Source organism: Streptococcus oralis, assembly GCF_016127915.1.
GTDB lineage: Bacteria > Bacillota > Bacilli > Lactobacillales > Streptococcaceae > Streptococcus > Streptococcus oralis_BO.
On sequence record NZ_CP066059.1, the window covers coordinates 1,703,415 to 1,722,695 of the forward strand.

Genomic DNA, 19,281 nt, shown 5'->3' on the forward strand with positions numbered 1-19,281 from the left:
TATGAAGAACCGAATTGGTTACATAGATATGTCTAAAGGTTTAGCAATTATATTAGTTATCATTGGACATAGTAGCTTCGTTCCAAATAATGCAAAGTTGCTTCTCTATTCATTCCACATACCGTTGTTCTTTTTCTTATCTGGTTTTACTTTGAATGTTAGAAAATACGAAACCTTCTCAGGCTATTGTTTAAATAAGGTAAAGAGTTTAGTTATTCCTTTTTTCTTGCTAAATAGTTTTGTTTTTCTGTTTCAACTTTTTGTTATGTACCCTGATCAGGTTCTGAGTTTTGATATTCTTCATTTTATAAAACAGTTACTGATTTCAGACCGTTTGCATATTTATTTTCAATTATGGTTTTTGAATGTGATGTTTTTGGCTCATGTTTTCAGTTACTTTATTTTAAAGAGAAGATGGAATTTGAGCCAGTGGGTGATAATAATCTTATCTCTCTTGGTTTTGGTCTATCTCGGACAGAAGGTATATGAGAGGGAGTATTATTTAATTTGGAATATTGATTTAGTTCCTGTTGCTCTGATTTTCATCTTGCTGGGAGTATGGACTAAGAATAATTTACATCAGTTAGAAAAGTATTTTTCAATTTACCTTTTACCGATTGGACTTATTCTTACCAATTATAGTAGTAAACTAAACTATCGAGTGAGTGGCCATCAAATTGTTGATTTGTATTATCAGCAAATTGGGAATCATTTCTTATTTTACTTGGCAGCTATTTCAGGAATTTGGAGTGTTCTTATATTTTTTAAAACAATTCCAGAGAGTTCCATTTTGAAATCAATCGGACAAAAAACGTTGATTTATTATGGAGTACATTCGCCGATAGTTCTGGTGTTAGTAGAAAAATTAGTTAAAGAATTGTCTACGAAATATACTGGAATTTTTGTTAATCAATATATAACGACAGTTTTTGTAGTTATATTAACAATTTTGGGCTGTGAATTGATAGTCAGGATGTTTAGAGGAACCAACTTTCCTTTTGGGATAAAAAGATTAGGAGAAAGAGATGAGTAGACACAAGCCAATTTTATATATTGTTGTTCCATGTTACAACGAAGAACAAGTCTTACCGCATACTAATCCAATGTTTGTTGAAAAAATTGAACAATTAATAAAGAAAGAAGAAATCCACTGCCATAGTAAAATTATGTATGTAAATGATGGTAGTAAGGATCGGACTTGGGAACTGATAGAAAGTTATGCTAAATCTATCCCTTCTGTGGTTGGTGTATCGCAAAGTCGTAACAGAGGTCATCAAAGTAGTGTACTTGCAGGTATGTATGAGGCCATTCAGTTTGCTGATATTGTCATTACCATTGATGCCGATGGACAAGATGATATCAATTGTATGGATAAAATGATTGAAGAATATAAAAGCGGTTCTGAAATTGTCTACGGTGTACGTGATAACCGTGATACGGACTCTGCTTTTAAACGAATTACAGCTGAAGGTTTTTATAAAGTTTTACGCCTATTTGGAGCAGAAGTTGTTTTTAATCATGCTGACTATCGATTGGTTTCTAAAAGATTCTTGAAGGAATTAGAAAAATTCACTGAAGTCAATCTATTTCTTCGTGGTTTAATGCCTTTAGTTGGCTTTAAATATTCTTACGTTTCGTATAAGCGACATGAACGAATTGCTGGTGAGAGCCATTACCCACTGTCTAAAATGCTTGGTTTAGCTATGGATGGTATTACAAGTTTATCAATCAAACCGATTCGGTTGATTACAAGTCTTGGTGTTTTGACGTCACTCTTTAGTTTTCTATTGATTATTTGGGTTGTATGGAGTAAGTTTGCTGGTACAGTCGTGGCTGGATGGGCGAGCACCTATGCAATAGTTAGCCTACTTGGTGGAGTTCAATTGATTAGTTTGGGCGTAATTGGTGAGTATGTTGGAAAGATTTATCTGGAAACAAAACGGCGTCCTAGATATATTATCAGTGAACGTACTTTTGATCCAGAAAGTGTTTCATCGGATTTTAACCATTGAAAAATTTTCAAATTTTGATATAATAGTACTACTCAAGGGAGTAGCTGGCAGAAACCTGTGATAGTGTCGTCATTCCGAATTGTATACTGAAAAGTATGTTTTCCGGCACTATCTTAAACAGCGAGACTTGTTATGATTAACAGGTCTCTTTTTGTTTGTCGTGAAAAGATAGGACAGAAAGAGAACTTGTTTTGCACACAATGTCAAGGAGGAGACACATGTCAAAAGAACAAAAACGCCAAGCGTTTTACACTCAAAGTCCTGAAGAGGTCTTGAAGTCAGTTGAAGCAACTGAGCAAGGTCTTTCGTCAAGCGAAGCACAGAAACGCCTAGCTGAATATGGACGCAATGAACTGGAAGAGGGTGAGAAAAAATCTCTCTTGGTCAAGTTTATCGAGCAATTTAAGGATTTGATGATTATCATCCTAATTGCTGCGGCCATCTTGTCAGTCGTAACTTCTGGTGGGGAAGATATCGCAGATGCCATCATCATCCTAGCCGTGGTTATCATCAATGCTGCCTTCGGTGTTTACCAAGAAGGAAAAGCAGAAGAAGCCATCGAAGCCCTCAAATCTATGTCCAGTCCAGCTGCTCGCGTTGTTCGTGATGGACACATGGCAGAGATTGATTCCAAAGAATTGGTACCAGGAGATATCGTTTCCCTTGAAGCTGGTGATGTAGTACCAGCAGACCTACGTTTGCTAGAAGCTAATTCTCTTAAAATCGAAGAAGCAGCCTTGACAGGTGAGTCTGTGCCAGTTGAAAAAGACTTGTCAGTCGAGCTTGCTGCAGACGCTGGTATTGGTGACCGTGTCAATATGGCCTTCCAAAACTCAAACGTGACCTACGGTCGTGGTCTTGGTGTTGTTGTCAATACAGGTATGTACACTGAAGTGGGTCATATCGCTGGCATGCTCCAAGATGCGGATGAGACAGACACACCACTCAAACAAAACTTGAACAACCTTTCTAAGATCTTGACCTATGCAATTTTGGTCATTGCCCTTGTTACTTTTGTAGTTGGAGTCTTCATTCAAGGCAAAGATCCACTTGGTGAGTTGATGACCTCTGTTGCGCTTGCTGTTGCAGCCATTCCCGAAGGGCTTCCTGCTATTGTAACCATCGTTCTTGCCCTCGGTACTCAAGTTTTGGCTAAACGAAACTCTATCGTTCGTAAGTTGCCAGCAGTTGAAACGCTTGGTTCAACAGAAATCATCGCTTCTGATAAGACTGGTACGCTTACCATGAACAAGATGACAGTCGAAAAAGTCTTCTACGATGCGGTTCTACATGACTCAGCTGATGACATTGAACTTGGCTTGGACATGCCGCTTCTTCGTTCAGTTGTTTTGGCCAATGATACTAAAATTGATGTGGAAGGCAACCTGATTGGTGACCCAACCGAAACAGCCTTCATCCAGTATGCCTTGGATAAGGGCTATGATGTTAAAGGGTTCTTAGAGAAATATCCTCGTGTAGCTGAATTGCCGTTTGACTCAGATCGTAAACTCATGTCAACGGTTCACCCATTGCCAGATGGTACATTCCTTGTAGCGGTTAAGGGAGCTCCAGACCAACTTTTGAAACGTTGTGTTGCTCGTGATAAGGCTGGAGATGTTGCTCCGATTGATGAGAAAGTCACTGAATTAATCCATACAAACAACTCGGAAATGGCTCACCAAGCCTTGCGTGTCCTTGCAGGTGCTTATAAGATTATCGATAGTATTCCAGAAAATCTTACTTCTGAAGAGCTTGAAAACAACTTGATCTTTACTGGTTTGATTGGGATGATTGACCCTGAACGTGCCGAAGCGGCAGAAGCGGTTCGTGTGGCTAAGGAAGCGGGAATCCGTCCAATCATGATTACAGGTGACCACCAAGATACAGCAGAAGCTATTGCTAAACGTTTGGGAATCATCGATGAAAATGACTCAGAGGACCATGTCTTGACTGGTGCTGAGCTCAACGAACTTTCTGATGAAGAATTTGAAAAAGTCGTTGGTCAATACTCTGTTTACGCACGTGTATCTCCAGAACATAAAGTTCGTATCGTGAAAGCTTGGCAAAACCAAGGTAAGGTTGTTGCCATGACAGGTGACGGTGTTAATGATGCGCCAGCTCTGAAAACAGCCGACATCGGTATCGGTATGGGAATCACTGGTACTGAGGTTTCTAAGGGTGCATCTGACATGATTCTTGCAGATGATAACTTTGCGACTATCATCGTCGCAGTTGAAGAAGGACGTAAGGTCTTCTCAAATATTCAAAAGACCATTCAGTACCTACTTTCTGCCAATACGGCTGAAGTATTAACCATCTTCCTATCAACCTTGTTTGGTTGGGATGTCTTGCAGCCAGTTCATCTCTTGTGGATCAACTTGGTAACCGATACCTTCCCAGCTATCGCTCTTGGTGTTGAACCAGCTGAGCCAGGTGTTATGACCCACAAACCACGTGGACGCAAATCAAGCTTCTTCTCAGGTGGGGTCATGAGTTCTATTATCTATCAAGGTGTACTCCAAGGGGCACTCGTCTTGACTGTTTATGGTCTTGCTCTTGCCTATCCAGTTCATGTAGGAGACAACCAAGCCATTCACGCAGATGCCCTTACAATGGCCTTTGCAACACTCGGTTTGATTCAGCTCTTCCATGCCTACAACGTTAAGTCTGTTTACCAATCCATCTTGACAGTTGGACCATTCAAGTCTAAGACCTTCAACTGGTCTATCTTGGTATCCTTCATTCTTCTTATGGCAACGATCGTTGTAGAACCACTTGAAGGTATCTTCCACGTAACCAAACTAGACCTATCGCAATGGGCTATTGTTCTAGCTGGAAGCTTCTCAATGATACTTATCGTCGAAATCGTCAAGTTTGTTCAACGTAAACTTGGTCTTGATAAGAATGCGATTTAAAAAGAAAGTCATCTTCGGATGGCTTTTTTTGCATTTGAGGGAAAGAGTTAGTGGTTACCCCCTTTTGTGCTATAATAAAGTAAAGATGTAAGGAGCGTAAGAGAATGGAAAAGAGAATTGTCCGAGATGTCTTATTCTTGTCTCAGGTTTCGAAACCTGCAAGTCAGGAAGACCTTTATCTGGCTAAGGATTTGCAGGATACCCTGCTGGCTAATCGCGAGACATGTGTCGGTCTGGCGGCTAATATGATTGGGGAGCAGAAGCGCGTGATTATCTTTAATCTTGGCCTAGTTCCCATGGTTATGTTTAATCCCATTCTTCTTTCCTATAAAGGACCTTATGAGACAGAGGAAGGTTGTTTGTCTTTGACTGGGGTTCGAACGACGACTCGTTATGAAACGATTACGGTTTCCTATCGTGATAGTAAGTGGCAGGAGCAGACCATTACGTTAACAGGTTTTCCAGCTCAGATCTGCCAACATGAACTGGATCATTTGGAAGGACGAATTATTTAGGAGGAATTCAGATGAAACGCATACTATTTGAACTTGTTTTTATCGCAACGACTTGGTATATCTTTTTACCACCCTTCAATCTGACTAGTTGGGAATTCATCTTCTTTCTCTGTGGGCATCTGGTGGTGATGGGGATTTTGTTTAGTTTCCGCAAGGATACCAATCTCCTCAAAACTGTTCATGTTCGTCATGGCAAGGTTGCCAACGAACTCAACCTAGAAGGGCTTCATTTTAATAAACTAGGTGGAGGATTGTTTCTGACTGCAGGTATCATTTTTGCCCTTGCTGGTCTGGTTGGCTTAGTGACCTCTAGCTTTTTCCAAGCAAAAAATTATGCTAATGTGGTGTCTATCACAGAAAAAGACTTTAAAGATTTTCCTAAGAGTGATACCAGTAAGGTTCCAATCCTAGATCGGAGCACTGCAGAAAAGATTGGAGACCGTTATCTAGGCTCTCTGACGGATAAGGTCTCCCAGTACGTAGCAGCAGATACTTATACCCAGCTGACAGTTGATGGCAAACCCTATCGGGTGACTCCTTTGGAGTATGCCGACCCGATCAAATGGTTTAATAATCAGTCCAAAGGAATTGGCGAGTATATCAAGGTTGATATGGTGACAGGAAATGCGGAATTGGTGGATTTAAAAACGCCAATGAAGTATTCAGACTCTGAGTATTTTAATCGTGATGTCAAACGTCATCTTCGGATCAAGTACCCAACCAAGATTTTTAAAACGCCCTCCTTTGAGGTGGATGATGAAGGCAATCCCTTCTATGTAGCAACCGTTTATCAAAAGCAGTTTGGTCTAGGAGTCCCGCGTCCTTCATCTGTTATTATCTTAGATGCCACCAATGGAGAAACCAAGGAATACAGCTTGGATGAAGTACCAGAATGGGTGGATCGTGTCTATCCAGCTGAAGAAACCATCGAGCAAATCAACTACAACGGCAAGTATAAAGACGGCTTCTGGAATGCCTTGATTTCTAAGAAAAATGTTACTCAAACGACCGAGGGCTATAACTATCTTTCTATCGGAAATGACATTTATCTCTATACGGGGGTGACTTCAGCCAACGCTGACGAAAGTAATCTAGGATTTATCCTTGAAAATATGCGCACTGGTGAAATCACCAAGTACAATCTAGCTTCAGCAACCGAAGAATCAGCCCGTGCTTCCGCAGAAGGAGCAGTGCAAGAGAAGGCCTACAAGGCTACCTTCCCTATCCTTGTTAATCTCAATGACAAGCCTCTTTATATCATGGGCTTGAAGGACAATGCAGGCTTGGTCAAGGAGTATGCATTGGTCGATGCCGTGGAGTACCAAAACGTCATCGTAGCAACTACGGTAGATGAACTCCTCAGCAAGTATGCCAATAAAAACGACTTCGACCTGGATAATGAAACGGTAGAAAGTATCAAGGGAGTGGTTTCAGACCTTAAATCAGCTGTTATCAAGGGGGATACCGTCTATTTCTTTAAAGTTGATGGAAAGATTTATAAGGTCAAGGCTTCCGTGTCAGACGACCTTCCTTACCTTGAAAATGGCCAATCCTTCGAAGGTCAAGTTGGAAAAGATAATTACCTCAAGACCTTCAAAGTGAAGTAAGCAAAGAAACCTCGGTATAAACCGAGGTTTTTCAGATGAAATTCTTGGTCGTGATTGAAAAATATGCTACACTAACAATATGAAAATTTTAATCCCAACAGCCAAAGAAATGAACACCGAAATCCCTAGTTTAGATGCGTATCCATTGCGTCCTGAAAGTCAGGCAGTCCTTGACTCACTGGCGCACTACTCAGCTAGTGAATTAGAGACTTTTTATAAGGTATCTGCCGAGAAAGCAGAAGAAGAGTACGCTCATATTCAAGCCTTAAAAGATCAGAGGGCTAAGAATTATCCAGCCTTGAAACTCTTTGACGGTCTCATGTATCGCTACATCAAACGAGATGGGTTAACCGAGGCTGAACAAACCTATCTTGAAGATCATGTTTTAATTACATCAGCTTTGTATGGCGTAGTTCCAGCCCTATCTCCCATGGCTCCTCACCGTTTGGACTTTTTGATGAAATTAAAAGTAGCTGGTAAAACCCTAAAGACTCATTGGAAGTCAGCCTACGATGAGGCGCTACAGGATGAGGACTTGATATTTTCTCTTTTGTCATCAGAGTTTGAAACAGTATTTTCGAAGGAAATCAGAGAAAAGATGGTGACCTTCAAATTTATGGAGGACAAGGTAGGTCAGTTGAAAATCCACTCAACTATTTCAAAGAAAGCGCGTGGGGCCTTTTTGACAGCCTTGATAGAAGGGCAAGTCCAAACGGTTGACCAAGCTCGTAAGCTCAGCTTTGCCGATTTTGACTACCGACCTGATTTATCAAGCGACTCAGAACTCGTCTTTGTGAAACAAGCATAAAACCAGCTCATTCGAGCTGGTTTTTGCTTTATTAGTTGATGGCTGCAAGAAGGTCGTCCGCTTGTTTAGCAAGTGATGAAGAAGTTGCTTCATCTAACACCAATTTTCCGTCTGCCCAAGCAGAGTCATTGACACGTGCAGCAGTGAAATCACCAACGACTTGTGTACGGATAAATGGCAAGAGGTCTTTATAAATAGCAAAGAGTTGATCGTGACCGGCATTGGCTACAGACGAGACAGTAACAAACTTGTCTTGGAGGGCAGAAACGCCACGAGTATCAGACAAGTCAAGGGCACGAGAGAGCCAGTCAAGCAAGTTTTTCACTGTTCCAGGGATAGAGAAGTTGTAGACTGGAGAGAAGATCCAGATAGCATCCGCAGCAAGGACTGCTTCACGAGCAGCATCTACAGCTGGATGGGTTGGAACTTCCAAATCTTGGCTGAAGAGAGGAACAGCTGAGTAATCAAGATAGCTAACTTCCGCTTTTCCAGCAAGTGCTTTTTCAGCTTCGAGGGCCATTTGGTGGTTGAAAGAACCTTGGCGTAGTGATCCGACGATAAATAGTACTTTTTTAGACATGATGTGTCTCCTTTAGTTTAAAATTCAAAGAGCGAACTCTTTTGTTACCATCCATGTTACAACAAATAATACTAATTAGCAATAATTTTGCTCACAAATTTTTAAAATTTTTTAAAATGCGGATTAAGTCTTCCTTTTCGCCATCTTCCAAGATGCTGAGTGCTTCTACGATAGAATCGATATGGTCAGGAAGAACCTCTTCGATTTTTCTGCGTCCTGCAGGTGTTAATTTCAGGAAAAAGGAGCGACGATCCTTGGGGTCGCAAGTTCTAGAAATCCACCCATCTCGAACCATATTTCGAATGACAACAGTCATGTTTCCAGAAGTGGCTAGCATTTTTTCAATCAAGTCCTGAATGCGTAGTTCTCCCTTGCTATAGAGGGTCTCCAGAACGGAAAATTGAGTAGGGGTTAGTCCGTGTTCTTTGGCAGCATTGGCTTCATATGGTTTAAAAGTTCGTATGGCTTTGTTGAGGACGATAGCCGTTTTTAAGTCTAATTGATTATCGGAAATTTTCTCTTTCAAATTTTGTTTCATAAGGTTATTTTATCAATAATGAGAGAGAAAAACAAGAACTTACATTTTATAGGAAAAGAATCTTAGAATGTTCCTGTCTTCACTTGTAATAAAGGAGGAGAGATGGTAAAATAGACGAGTGAAACTAAGACAAAAAAAAGCAAAAAACAAGCTACTTTTACAGTATGGAATCGGCATTTCTCTGGTAGTACTAGTCATGACGACTTCCTTCCTTTATCTGATATCACTCAGCATGAAACCCTATCAAGATGCCAGAGTTGAAGGAGAAAAACTGGCCAAGCAGTATGCAGAATTGGAAAAGGCAGATCAGGTTGATTTTTATAATGGACTAGAAGGTTATTACAGCGTTTTAGGACATAATAAAAAGCAAGAGGCCATTGCCGTACTGATTGAAAAGAATGACCACAAGATTTATGTTTATCAGCTTGATAAGGGGATTTCTCAAGACAAGGCAGCGACGATTTCGAGGGAAAAAGGAGCTAGCGACATTGACAAGATTACCTTTGGTCGTTATCAGGACAAGCCGATTTGGGAAGTCAAGTCAGGAAACCAGTACTATCTGGTTGACTTTGAAACAGGAGCAGTGATCCAATAAGGAGGGCATATGAAACTATCCAAACGTGTACTAGAAATGGAAGAAAGCGTCACTCTAGCCAGTGATGCAAGAGCCAAAGCATTAAAAGCTCAGGGAAAAGATGTTCTTTTCTTAACCTTGGGACAGCCTGATTTTCATACTCCTGAAAACATTCAGGATGCAGCGATAGAAGCGATTCGAGATGGACGAGCTTCCTTCTATACAGTTGCTTCAGGCCTACCAGAGTTAAAAGCGGCGGTTAATACCTATTTTGAACGCTACTATGGGTATTCCGTAGCAGCTAACGAGGTTACCTTTGCCACTGGTGCCAAGTTCTCTCTCTACACCTTCTTTATGGCTGTGGTCAATCCAGGTGATGAGGTCATCATCCCTACACCATACTGGGTCAGCTATGGAGATCAAGTCAAAATGGCAGAAGGAGTGCCAGTCTTTGTCCAGGCCAAGGAAGACAATCACTTTAAAGTAACAGTAGAGCAGCTAGAAGCAGCTCGAACAGATAAGACCAAGGTCTTGGTTCTCAATTCGCCATCGAATCCGACCGGTATGATCTACTCTCGTGAGGAACTCTTGGCTATCGGAAATTGGGCGGTTGAACATGATGTCCTTATCCTAGCGGATGATATTTATGGTCGTCTGGTTTATAACGGGAACGAATTTGTTCCAATCTCTAGTCTGTCAGAAGCTATTCGCAAGCAAACCATCGTGATTAACGGTGTATCTAAGGCTTATGCCATGACTGGTTGGCGGGTAGGTTATGCTGTGGGAAATCCTGAAATTATCGCTGCTATGAGCAAATTGACAGGACAAACAACCTCAAACCTGACTGCTGTATCACAATATGCTACCATTGAAGCCCTGACTGGACCACAAGACTCTGTCGAAACCATGCGCCAAGCTTTTGAGGAACGTTTGAACACTATTTACCCTCTATTGTGCCAAGTACCAGGATTTGAAGTTGTCAAGCCCCAAGGAGCCTTCTATCTCTTCCCAAATGTTAAAAAAGCGATGGAAATGAAGGGTTATACCGATGTGACAGCATTTACAACGGCTATTCTTGAGGAAGTCGGTCTTGCCTTGATTACAGGAGCTGGATTTGGAGCACCAGAAAATGTTCGTCTCAGCTATGCGACAGATATGGATACCTTGAAAGAAGCTATTCGTCGTTTGCATCAATTTATGGAAAAATAAAACTTAGAATCTTCGCCTTTTTAGTGAAGATTTTTTGTAACGAAAATCTCGCGATTTTTCTCTAGTAGAACCTAGCTATCACATTCTATTTATGGTAAAATAGTGGGTAATGATGTCTTCGGACAAGTTAAACGAAAAAAGGAAGATAGATTATGACAAAACGTGTAACAATTATCGATGTAAAAGACTACGTTGGTCAAGAAGTGACCATCGGAGCCTGGGTTGCCAACAAATCAGGAAAAGGGAAAATTGCCTTCTTGCAATTGCGTGACGGAACAGCCTTCTTCCAAGGTGTAGCCTTTAAACCAAACTTTGTAGAAAAATTTGGTGAAGAGGTAGGTCTTGAAAAATTTGAAACGATCAAACACTTGAGTCAAGAAACGTCTGTTTATGTGACAGGAATTGTCAAAGAAGACGAACGTTCTAAGTTTGGCTATGAGTTGGATATTACAGACATCGAAGTGATCGGTGAATCTCAAGACTACCCTATCACACCAAAAGAACACGGAACAGACTTCTTGATGGACAACCGTCACTTATGGCTCCGCTCTCGTAAGCAAGTAGCAGTTATGCAAATCCGTAACGCGATTATCTATGCGACTTATGAGTTTTTCGACAAGAATGGATTCATGAAGTTTGATAGCCCAATCCTTTCAGGAAATGCAGCAGAAGATTCAACAGAACTTTTTGAAACAGACTACTTTGGAACGCCAGCCTACTTGAGCCAATCAGGTCAGCTTTATCTTGAAGCGGGTGCTATGGCTCTTGGCCGTGTCTTTGACTTTGGTCCAGTATTCCGTGCTGAAAAATCAAAAACGCGCCGTCACTTGACTGAGTTCTGGATGATGGACGCTGAATACTCATACTTGACACACGATGAGTCACTTGACTTGCAAGAAGCGTATGTAAAAGCCCTTCTTCAAGGTGTTCTAGATCGTGCGCCTCAAGCCTTGGAAACCTTGGAACGTGATACAGAGCTCTTGAAACGCTACATTGCAGAGCCATTCAAACGAATCACTTACGATCAAGCCATTGACCTCTTGCAAGAGCATGAAAACGATGAAGATGCTGACTACGAACACCTTGAGCATGGTGATGACTTTGGTTCACCACATGAAACTTGGATCTCAAACCACTTTGGTGTGCCAACATTTGTCATGAACTACCCAGCAGCTATCAAGGCCTTCTACATGAAACCAGTTCCTGGAAATCCAGAGCGCGTGCTTTGTGCAGATTTGCTTGCTCCAGAAGGCTATGGAGAAATCATTGGTGGTTCTATGCGTGAGGAAGACTACGATGCCCTTGTAGCTAAGATGGAAGAACTGGGTATGGATCGTACAGAGTATGAATTCTACCTTGACCTTCGTAAATACGGTACAGTACCACACGGTGGATTTGGTATCGGTATCGAGCGTATGGTAACTTTCGCAGCAGGTACAAAACACATCCGTGAAGCTATTCCATTCCCACGTATGTTGCACCGTATCAAACCATAAAATAAATCCAAACGCCCTTAGGGCGTTTTTTCAAAGTAGAAGAAAGAAGAGGTGGAGAACATGTAAAGCACAGCTTAACAAGTGACAAACACAAAGATACAAATACACTTGTTAAAGGAGAAACTATGTTTAAACGAAATTACCGGAAGAATATCGGTCTCATGGCTGGTGTGGAATTTTTTGCCTTTCTGGGCATTACCAGCTTTTGGATTCTATTTCTCAGTCAAAACGGGATGTCGCTTTGGCAGATTGGCTTATTGGAAAGTATTTTTCATGCCACCAGTGTCATCTGTGAAATTCCTTCTGGAATGTTAGCTGACCGCTATTCCTATAAAACCAATCTATATTTAAGTCGAATAGCTGGGATTGCGTCGTCTATTCTCATGTTAGTAGGGCAAGGTAATTTTTGGATTTACGCACTCGCTATGGTGGTGAGTGCCTTGTCTTATAATTTTGATTCGGGGACGAGTGCAGCCATGGTTTATGATTCGGCCGTGGAGGCTGGATTAAAAGAGCGCTACTTATCTATCTCAAGTTTTATGTCAGGAGTAGCAGAAGGAACTCGGTCTTTGGGGACCGTTTTAGCGGGATTTTTTGTCCATGGTCAATTGCACTTGACTTACTATATCATAATTGTTACTTCTATAATCGTTCTTTTCCTAACTTGGATGCTAAAAGAGCCTAGTGTTAAAGCGCAAAAATCTGAGCGTCTGACAATGAAAAAAATAATCTGGACTGTCAAAGAGGAGTTGCGGAGAAACCCCAGTCTTTTTAGTTGGATGATTCTTTCCCAAATCATCGGGACACTGATGTGCATGTTTTATTTTTACTATCAAAATCAACTTCCCGACTTAGAAGGGTGGCAGATTTCGATGGTCATGTTGATGGGCAGTGTTTTGAATATCTGGGCAGTTTATCTAGCAAGTAAGATTGGAAAGAAGTATTCAGCCTTAAAGTTATTTCCCATTCTTGTACTCTTGACGGGAGGAACTTATTTGCTTTCCTACTTTGGTACGCCGCTGATTTATATTTTGGTTTATTTGATCAGTAACGCCTTATATGCTCTCTTTCAGCCGATTTTTGATAATGATTTACAAAAGCGACTCCCAAGTGAGGTACGGGCAACCATGCTAAGTGTCTACTCTATGATGTTCAGCCTAAGCATGATTATCATTTTTCCTCTGACGGGATGGTTGATTGACTATCTAGGATTTGTAGTAGCCTTCCTTTACTTAGGGCTCATTTTAGTACTAGCCAGCTTTTTGCTATTTTTCATTTTGAAAGAGATGGCCGGAGCTTTGAAACTGGAAGAGGATGTTATTTCTAAGTAATAAAGTTATTTTTTCACTTTTATCTTTTTTACTTGCTATCTATCAGTTTTTCTAGTATAATAGTTTATTGTGAGCAAACCTCACTTACCCCTTGCAAAGACTAGGGGTCATTAGACCAAAAGGAGGAACATATCAATGGCTAAATACGAAATTCTTTATATCATTCGTCCAAACATTGAAGAAGAAGCGAAAAACGCTTTGGTAGCACGTTTTGACTCTATCTTGACTGACAACGGTGCAACTGTTGTTGAATCAAAATCATGGGAAAAACGTCGTCTTGCATACGAAATCCAAGATTTCCGTGAAGGACTTTACCACATCGTTAACGTTGAAGCAAACGACGACGCAGCTCTTAAAGAGTTTGACCGTCTTTCAAAAATCAACGCTGACATTCTTCGTCACATGATCGTCAAACTTGACGCGTAAGAAGGTAAATTATGATTAACAATGTTGTACTTGTAGGGCGTATGACACGTGACGCTGAGTTGCGTTATACCCCATCAAATGTAGCAGTTGCGACTTTTACTCTTGCAGTAAACCGTACATTTAAGAGTCAAAATGGCGTACGTGAGGCTGATTTCATCAATGTCGTTATGTGGCGCCAACAGGCTGAAAATCTTGCTAACTGGGCTAAGAAAGGCTCTCTTATCGGGATCACAGGCCGTATCCAGACTCGTAGTTACGATAACCAGCAAGGACAACGTGTCTACGTAACAGAAGTCGTGGCTGAGAATTTCCAAATGTTGGAAAGCCGCGGAGTGCGTGAAGGACATACAGGTGGAGCTTATTCTGCACCAACTGCTGGTCAATCAGCACCTGCAAATCCAGTACCAGACTTTTCACGTTCTGAAAATCCATTTGGAGTAACCAATCCATTGGACATTTCAGATGATGATTTACCATTCTAATGGACAATTAATACTATAAAGGAGAAAAAACATGGCTCAACAACGTCGTGGCGGATTCAAACGCCGTAAAAAAGTTGATTACATCGCAGCAAACAAAATTGAATATGTTGATTACAAAGATACTGAGCTTCTTAGCCGTTTCGTTTCAGAACGTGGGAAAATCCTTCCACGTCGTGTAACAGGAACTTCAGCTAAAAACCAACGTAAAGTAACAACAGCTATCAAACGCGCTCGCGTAATGGCTTTGATGCCTTTCGTAAACGAAGATTAAAGAAAAGACCCTTACGGGTCTTTTTTTCAGGTCCGAGTGGACCTCTTTTTCAGATTTTTATAGGATTTTGTTAGAAAGGATTCCCTGTTGACCTAGTAAGACTCTTTTGTTTTACTAGGTTTTTTCTTTTAATCTTTATTATCGTGCTATAATGGTAGGAGAAAGCTATAAAGGAGCAACTTATGAAGACGACATGTTCAATTAGAAAAATGCAAGAATCTGACATTAAAGATCTATCTCGAGGATTTATCAGCCAAGGTTGGCCGGGTAGAGAAGAAATTTTGGCTAGATATTTTCTTGAACAAGAATGTGGGGAGAGAGAAGTCTTAGTTGCAGAGGTTGAGGGTGCTTTAGCGGGTTATATCACAATTTTGCCCTGCGCTAAGCAGGGGCCTTTTGCAGAAATCTATCCAGAACTCTCAGATTTCAATGTCTTTGAACCTTTTCAAAATCAAGGTATTGGAAATCTCTTGCTGGAAGAAGCAGAAAAACGAGTTAGGCTCATATCGGATAAGGTGACCCTTGGTGTGGGGCTCCATTCAGGGTATGGACCTGCCCAGAGATTGTACATCAAACGAGGCTATATTCCAGATGGGACGGGTGTTTGGTATCAGAACCATCAACCGGCCATGAATGCGGTTTGTGAAGATATCGGAGAATTGGTCTTGTATCTGTCGAAAAATTTGTTTTAAGACAGATTTTATAAGGTTTAAATTTTAAATATAGTAAATAATCACAGTTCCTTTTTCATTCGAAAAAGGGACTTTTTTGTTTGAAATTGTTTGATTTATTCCTCAAAGTGATAAAATATAATTGTTTGAAATATCAAGATAAAAATAAATATCGAAAAAAACATATAAGACTTAGTTTTTTAAAATACGGACTCTTTTGAAAAGTCTTAAAATTTCCTAAAATAAGGCTTTTGAAAGGTTGTAAATAAAATTGTTACAAAAAGGTTACAGATTGTTAAAATTAAATTAAATGCAATAATATAATTTGGAAAAAATTTGACATATAAATTAATTGACGGTAAAATAATTAAGATAATCAAATTAATTGATTTGCGCAATAATTAGATATAAAGATTAATCTGATGTGTCAAATTTTATTATAGTAGAAGGATAGCATAATGAAGAAACTGAAAGTGATGGTTGTTTTTGGAACACGACCAGAAGCTATTAAAATGGCCCCTTTAGTGTTAGAATTGCAAAAACATAGTGACAGCATTGAGACGATCACAGTTGTGACAGCTCAGCACCGTCAAATGCTTGATCAAGTTCTTGAAACTTTTAGCATCGAGCCACATTATGACCTGGATATTATGGGGAAAAATCAATCCCTCTTAGATATTACTGGAAAAATTTTAGAAAAGTTTGATCCAGTTGTTAAGCAAGAACTTCCAGATATGATTCTTGTTCACGGAGACACAACGACAACTTTTGCAGCAAGTTTAGTTGCTTTCTATAATCAGGTACGAATCGGCCACGTTGAAGCTGGTTTAAGGACTTTTGATAAGTATTCTCCTTTCCCAGAAGAAATGAATCGTCAGATGACAGATAACCTTGCGGATCTTTATTTTGCTCCAACTAGTGAGAGTAAAGAAAATCTTCTTAAGGAAAATCATCCTGAGTCTGCTATTGTCATTACGGGAAATACAGCCATTGATGCCTTGAAACTAACCGTTCAATCGGATTACTATCATGAAGTTCTAGATCAATTGGATCCAGATAAGAAACTTGTATTGGTAACCATGCACCGTCGTGAAAATCAAGGTCAACCAATGAGAAATGTCTTTACAGCTTTACGTGAGATGGTCGATCTTCATCAGGAAATTGAAGTTGTTTATCCTGTTCACCTTAGCCCTGCTGTGCAAGAAGCAGCAAAAGATATCTTAGCCGGTCACGATCGTATTCACTTGATTGAGCCTTTAGATGTACTTGATTTTCATAATTTGGCTTCAAGAAGCTATTTTATCATGACCGACTCTGGTGGTGTTCAGGAAGAGGCGCCTTCTCTGGGCAAACCTGTCCTTGTCCTTCGTGACACGACGGAACGTCCAGAAGGAGTAAGAGCAGGTACGTTGAAGCTAGTTGGTACGGATCCAGTACGTGTGAAAGAAGCAATGGCAGCACTCTTAATAGATGAAACTCTTTATAGACAAATGTCTCAGGCACCAAATCCTTATGGAGATGGAAGAGCTTCTGAACGAATCGTACAATCCATTCAACAGTACTTTGGGGCAGCGACTTCTGTATCTGAATTCAAAGGGGGGAAATAAGATAAAATGAAAAATTGGAGTCAATTTAAAAACTGGCTTATGGCTTTGCTTGCTTGTGAGGTCATTCTTTTGGTGCTTTGTTTTTTGTATGCTCGAGCAATCATTTTAGAACAAATCTTGTTTTTAGCTTTAGCCTTGTTTGCAGTGTTGGTATTATCTGACCTTTTGCTTACTTGGACCCTTATCTTAGCATTTGGTTTTGGACTTATCGTTTTGGTTGCGGGTGTGGTTTATATCCCAATCATTCAACTGATCTTCTTATTAATCAGTTTTCCACTTTTGATTGGGATTCTACTTAAGGTTCGTTATTATTTCTTCAAGGTGGCCTCAAAGGTCCAAGAACAGGAAGACGAAGCTCGAGCAGATTACCAAGCTATGGTCACTGAACAAAGTGATGTTACGGTTCAATCTCTATTGATTCATTGGGCACATGAAGATTTGTTCTTCCAGATTAAACCGAAAGAACATAACCAGATGCTCAGTCGTATTCAAGAGGTAATTGCTCAGGAATTGAGTTACAATGATAAGCTTTATTACGTTTCAGATGGTAATTTTCTCGTTCTGTCTAGCAGTAACCAATATTCCTTGAAAGAGCTTTACTTTAATGATTTGCAGGAGAAACTAAGCAGTTTAGTTTTTCATGGAGAAGAAGGCAATCAAGAAATTCAGTTCCAAACAGGCTATTTGGTGATTAACTCTGATAATAAAGATAAATACCAAGACTACGCAGATGTAGCCAGTCATCTCAAACGTCAACTAGAGACAGATGTAATTGTAGAATATTAGGAGGGAAACATGACTCTAACCGAACTATTTTTTGGTATTGCTTTGGGACTCAGTCTCGCCTTTGGCATTTGTTTTATCATACTATTTATTGCATACAATATTCTTTACCATCGAGTGAACAAAAATTTTAAGGCGGTGAATCATGATTAGTCAAATGTTAATGATTTTTACCTTGCTTACAATTTGGATTTCTCTAGCTTGGGGCTTGGTAATTCTCTTTTCGGCAGTACACTTTTGGTTTAAACACAGTGATTTTCGTGTAGACACTTCGCCGCTACCTTATTATCCTAAGGTAACGATTGTTGTTCCTGCTCATAATGAGGATGTGGTTATTGCCCAAACAGCAAAAGCTATCTTGGATATGAACTATCCTCACGACCGTGTGGAGTTGCTTCTATTCGCAGATAACTGTTCAGATAACACCTATGCAGAATGTTTGTCTGTACAAGCCATGCCTGAGTATGCAGGAAGAAATCTGACGATTATCGACCGTACTGGTACGGGAGGAAAGGCGGGCGTTCTAAACGATGCTTTGGAGATGGCAACGGGCGAATACATCTGTGTCTATGATGCGGATGCTATGCCTGAAAAAAATGCTCTTTATTTCCTTGTCAAAGAAGTGATGAAAGATCCAGAACGCCATGTGGCATCTTTCGGTCGCAACAAGACTCGAAATGCCAATCAAAATTTCTTGACTCGTTGTATTAATCAGGAAATCGTTGTTACTCAGCGCGTGCACCACGTTGGGATGTGGCATCTCTTTAAAATTGGGCGTATCCCAGGAACCAACTTTATCATTCAAACCGACTTTGTAAAGAGTATCGGTGGTTGGAAAAATGGTGCCTTAACCGAGGATACCGATATTTCCTTCAAAATCATGCAGAGTGGTAAATTGATTGCCCTTGCCTATAATTCTGAGGCTTTCCAACAAGAACCTGAGACCTTAAAGAGTTACTATATGCAGCGTAAACGTTGGGCAAAAGGAAATTATGAAGTTGTTCTCTCGAACTTTAAGCATTTATTTGGCAGAGCAAACTGGCGCGTTAAACTAGAAGTCTTTAACTATTCTTGTGTTTTCTTTTGGTTTAACTTTGCCATTGTTCTGTCGGATTTGATTTTCCTAGCGAATGTGCTAGCAATCTGCCTTAATTTTTTCTTCCCAGATGTCAGGGTTCCATTTGCTTTTGATGCGGATAATATCTACATCGCCCAGCTCATGCTCTTCAACTGGATACTCATGATTGGTCTCTATTTGATGCAAATTATGACAGCATTGGCAAGTCAATTTGGACAAGCGACGACTAAACAAATCTGGTTGGCCTTGGCTGCCTATTTCTCTTATGCACAGATGTTTATCGTTGTATCCGTTGATTCCATTTCTTCAATCGTGCTGGATAAAGTACTCCGACGAAAAGAAACCAAGTGGGTTAAAACCAAGCGGTTTGCAGGATAG

The 19,281-nt window shown here is 40.3% G+C and carries 19 protein-coding genes; 17 read left to right on the forward strand and 2 right to left on the reverse strand.

Annotated features, from left to right (window positions below; translation table 11 throughout):
- Position 1: 1 nt before the first annotated feature.
- From I6H78_RS08360 to yaaA, 6 genes are all read left to right on the forward strand, one after another.
- Positions 2–1,033 carry an acyltransferase family protein gene (locus I6H78_RS08360; RefSeq protein WP_198459383.1) on the forward strand — a complete coding sequence of 344 codons (1,032 nt, stop codon included), beginning with the start codon at positions 2–4 and terminating at the stop codon, positions 1,031–1,033.
- The gene (locus tag I6H78_RS08365; protein WP_198459384.1) at positions 1,026–2,012 is read left to right on the forward strand and encodes a glycosyltransferase family 2 protein; all 987 of its coding nucleotides are present in this window, start codon (positions 1,026–1,028) and stop codon (positions 2,010–2,012) included. The genes I6H78_RS08360 and I6H78_RS08365 overlap by 8 nt, the downstream gene beginning before the upstream one ends.
- A 218-nt stretch (positions 2,013–2,230) precedes the next feature.
- Positions 2,231–4,927: a cation-translocating P-type ATPase gene (locus I6H78_RS08370; RefSeq protein ID WP_198459385.1), complete on the forward strand. Its 2,697-nt coding sequence runs from the start codon at positions 2,231–2,233 to the stop codon at positions 4,925–4,927.
- A 104-nt stretch (positions 4,928–5,031) separates the two neighbouring features.
- Complete coding sequence (locus I6H78_RS08375) at positions 5,032–5,442, forward strand: peptide deformylase (RefSeq protein ID WP_000415397.1); 411 nt, start codon at positions 5,032–5,034, stop codon at positions 5,440–5,442.
- A gap of 11 nt (positions 5,443–5,453) precedes the next feature.
- The gene (locus tag I6H78_RS08380; RefSeq protein ID WP_198459386.1) at positions 5,454–7,049 is read left to right on the forward strand and encodes a hypothetical protein; all 1,596 of its coding nucleotides are present in this window, start codon (positions 5,454–5,456) and stop codon (positions 7,047–7,049) included.
- A 79-nt stretch (positions 7,050–7,128) separates the two neighbouring features.
- Positions 7,129–7,857, forward strand: a complete 729-nt coding sequence (yaaA, locus tag I6H78_RS08385) for a peroxide stress protein YaaA (protein WP_198459387.1) — start codon at positions 7,129–7,131, stop codon at positions 7,855–7,857.
- Between the two features lie 31 nt (positions 7,858–7,888).
- Here the strand turns inward: yaaA and I6H78_RS08390 are convergent, their stop codons facing one another.
- Together I6H78_RS08390 and I6H78_RS08395 are read right to left on the reverse strand one after the other, a co-directional pair.
- Positions 7,889–8,437 carry an NADPH-dependent FMN reductase gene (locus I6H78_RS08390; protein WP_198459388.1) on the reverse strand — a complete coding sequence of 183 codons (549 nt, stop codon included), beginning with the start codon at positions 8,435–8,437 and terminating at the stop codon, positions 7,889–7,891.
- A 91-nt stretch (positions 8,438–8,528) separates the two neighbouring features.
- Positions 8,529–8,975, reverse strand: coding sequence for a MarR family winged helix-turn-helix transcriptional regulator (locus I6H78_RS08395; protein WP_198459389.1), 447 nt, complete (start codon positions 8,973–8,975; stop codon positions 8,529–8,531).
- A 118-nt stretch (positions 8,976–9,093) separates the two neighbouring features.
- On the opposite strand from I6H78_RS08395, the gene I6H78_RS08400 reads away from it, so the two are divergent.
- The 11 genes from I6H78_RS08400 to I6H78_RS08450 all read left to right on the forward strand — a co-directional run bounded on the left by I6H78_RS08400 (position 9,094) and on the right by I6H78_RS08450 (position 19,281).
- Positions 9,094–9,570 (forward strand): cell wall elongation regulator TseB-like domain-containing protein, encoded by a 477-nt coding sequence (locus I6H78_RS08400; protein WP_084849166.1) that lies wholly within the window; start codon positions 9,094–9,096, stop codon positions 9,568–9,570.
- 9 nt (positions 9,571–9,579) lie between these two features.
- Entirely contained in the window at positions 9,580–10,758 is a 1,179-nt protein-coding gene (locus tag I6H78_RS08405) for a pyridoxal phosphate-dependent aminotransferase (protein WP_198459390.1), read from the forward strand.
- A 152-nt stretch (positions 10,759–10,910) separates the two neighbouring features.
- On the forward strand, positions 10,911–12,254 hold the full coding sequence (gene asnS / locus I6H78_RS08410) for an asparagine--tRNA ligase (protein WP_416069078.1): 1,344 nt from the start codon (positions 10,911–10,913) through the stop codon (positions 12,252–12,254).
- Between the two features lie 125 nt (positions 12,255–12,379).
- Positions 12,380–13,585 (forward strand): MFS transporter, encoded by a 1,206-nt coding sequence (locus tag I6H78_RS08415; protein WP_198459391.1) that lies wholly within the window; start codon positions 12,380–12,382, stop codon positions 13,583–13,585.
- A 135-nt stretch (positions 13,586–13,720) separates the two neighbouring features.
- Positions 13,721–14,011 (forward strand): 30S ribosomal protein S6, encoded by a 291-nt coding sequence (gene rpsF / locus I6H78_RS08420; RefSeq protein WP_001151782.1) that lies wholly within the window; start codon positions 13,721–13,723, stop codon positions 14,009–14,011.
- 11 nt (positions 14,012–14,022) lie between these two features.
- On the forward strand, positions 14,023–14,493 hold the full coding sequence (gene ssbA / locus I6H78_RS08425; RefSeq protein ID WP_198459392.1) for a single-stranded DNA-binding protein SsbA: 471 nt from the start codon (positions 14,023–14,025) through the stop codon (positions 14,491–14,493).
- Positions 14,494–14,524: 31 nt separating this feature from the next.
- Positions 14,525–14,764, forward strand: coding sequence for a 30S ribosomal protein S18 (gene rpsR / locus I6H78_RS08430; protein ID WP_000068664.1), 240 nt, complete (start codon positions 14,525–14,527; stop codon positions 14,762–14,764).
- A 182-nt stretch (positions 14,765–14,946) separates the two neighbouring features.
- On the forward strand, positions 14,947–15,456 hold the full coding sequence (locus I6H78_RS08435) for a GNAT family N-acetyltransferase (protein WP_198459393.1): 510 nt from the start codon (positions 14,947–14,949) through the stop codon (positions 15,454–15,456).
- A gap of 437 nt (positions 15,457–15,893) precedes the next feature.
- Entirely contained in the window at positions 15,894–17,042 is a 1,149-nt protein-coding gene (gene wecB, locus I6H78_RS08440; protein WP_198459394.1) for a non-hydrolyzing UDP-N-acetylglucosamine 2-epimerase, read from the forward strand.
- A gap of 6 nt (positions 17,043–17,048) precedes the next feature.
- Positions 17,049–17,828: a hypothetical protein gene (locus I6H78_RS08445; protein WP_198459395.1), complete on the forward strand. Its 780-nt coding sequence runs from the start codon at positions 17,049–17,051 to the stop codon at positions 17,826–17,828.
- Positions 17,829–17,970: 142 nt separating this feature from the next.
- Positions 17,971–19,281: a glycosyltransferase family 2 protein gene (locus tag I6H78_RS08450; RefSeq protein ID WP_198459396.1), complete on the forward strand. Its 1,311-nt coding sequence runs from the start codon at positions 17,971–17,973 to the stop codon at positions 19,279–19,281.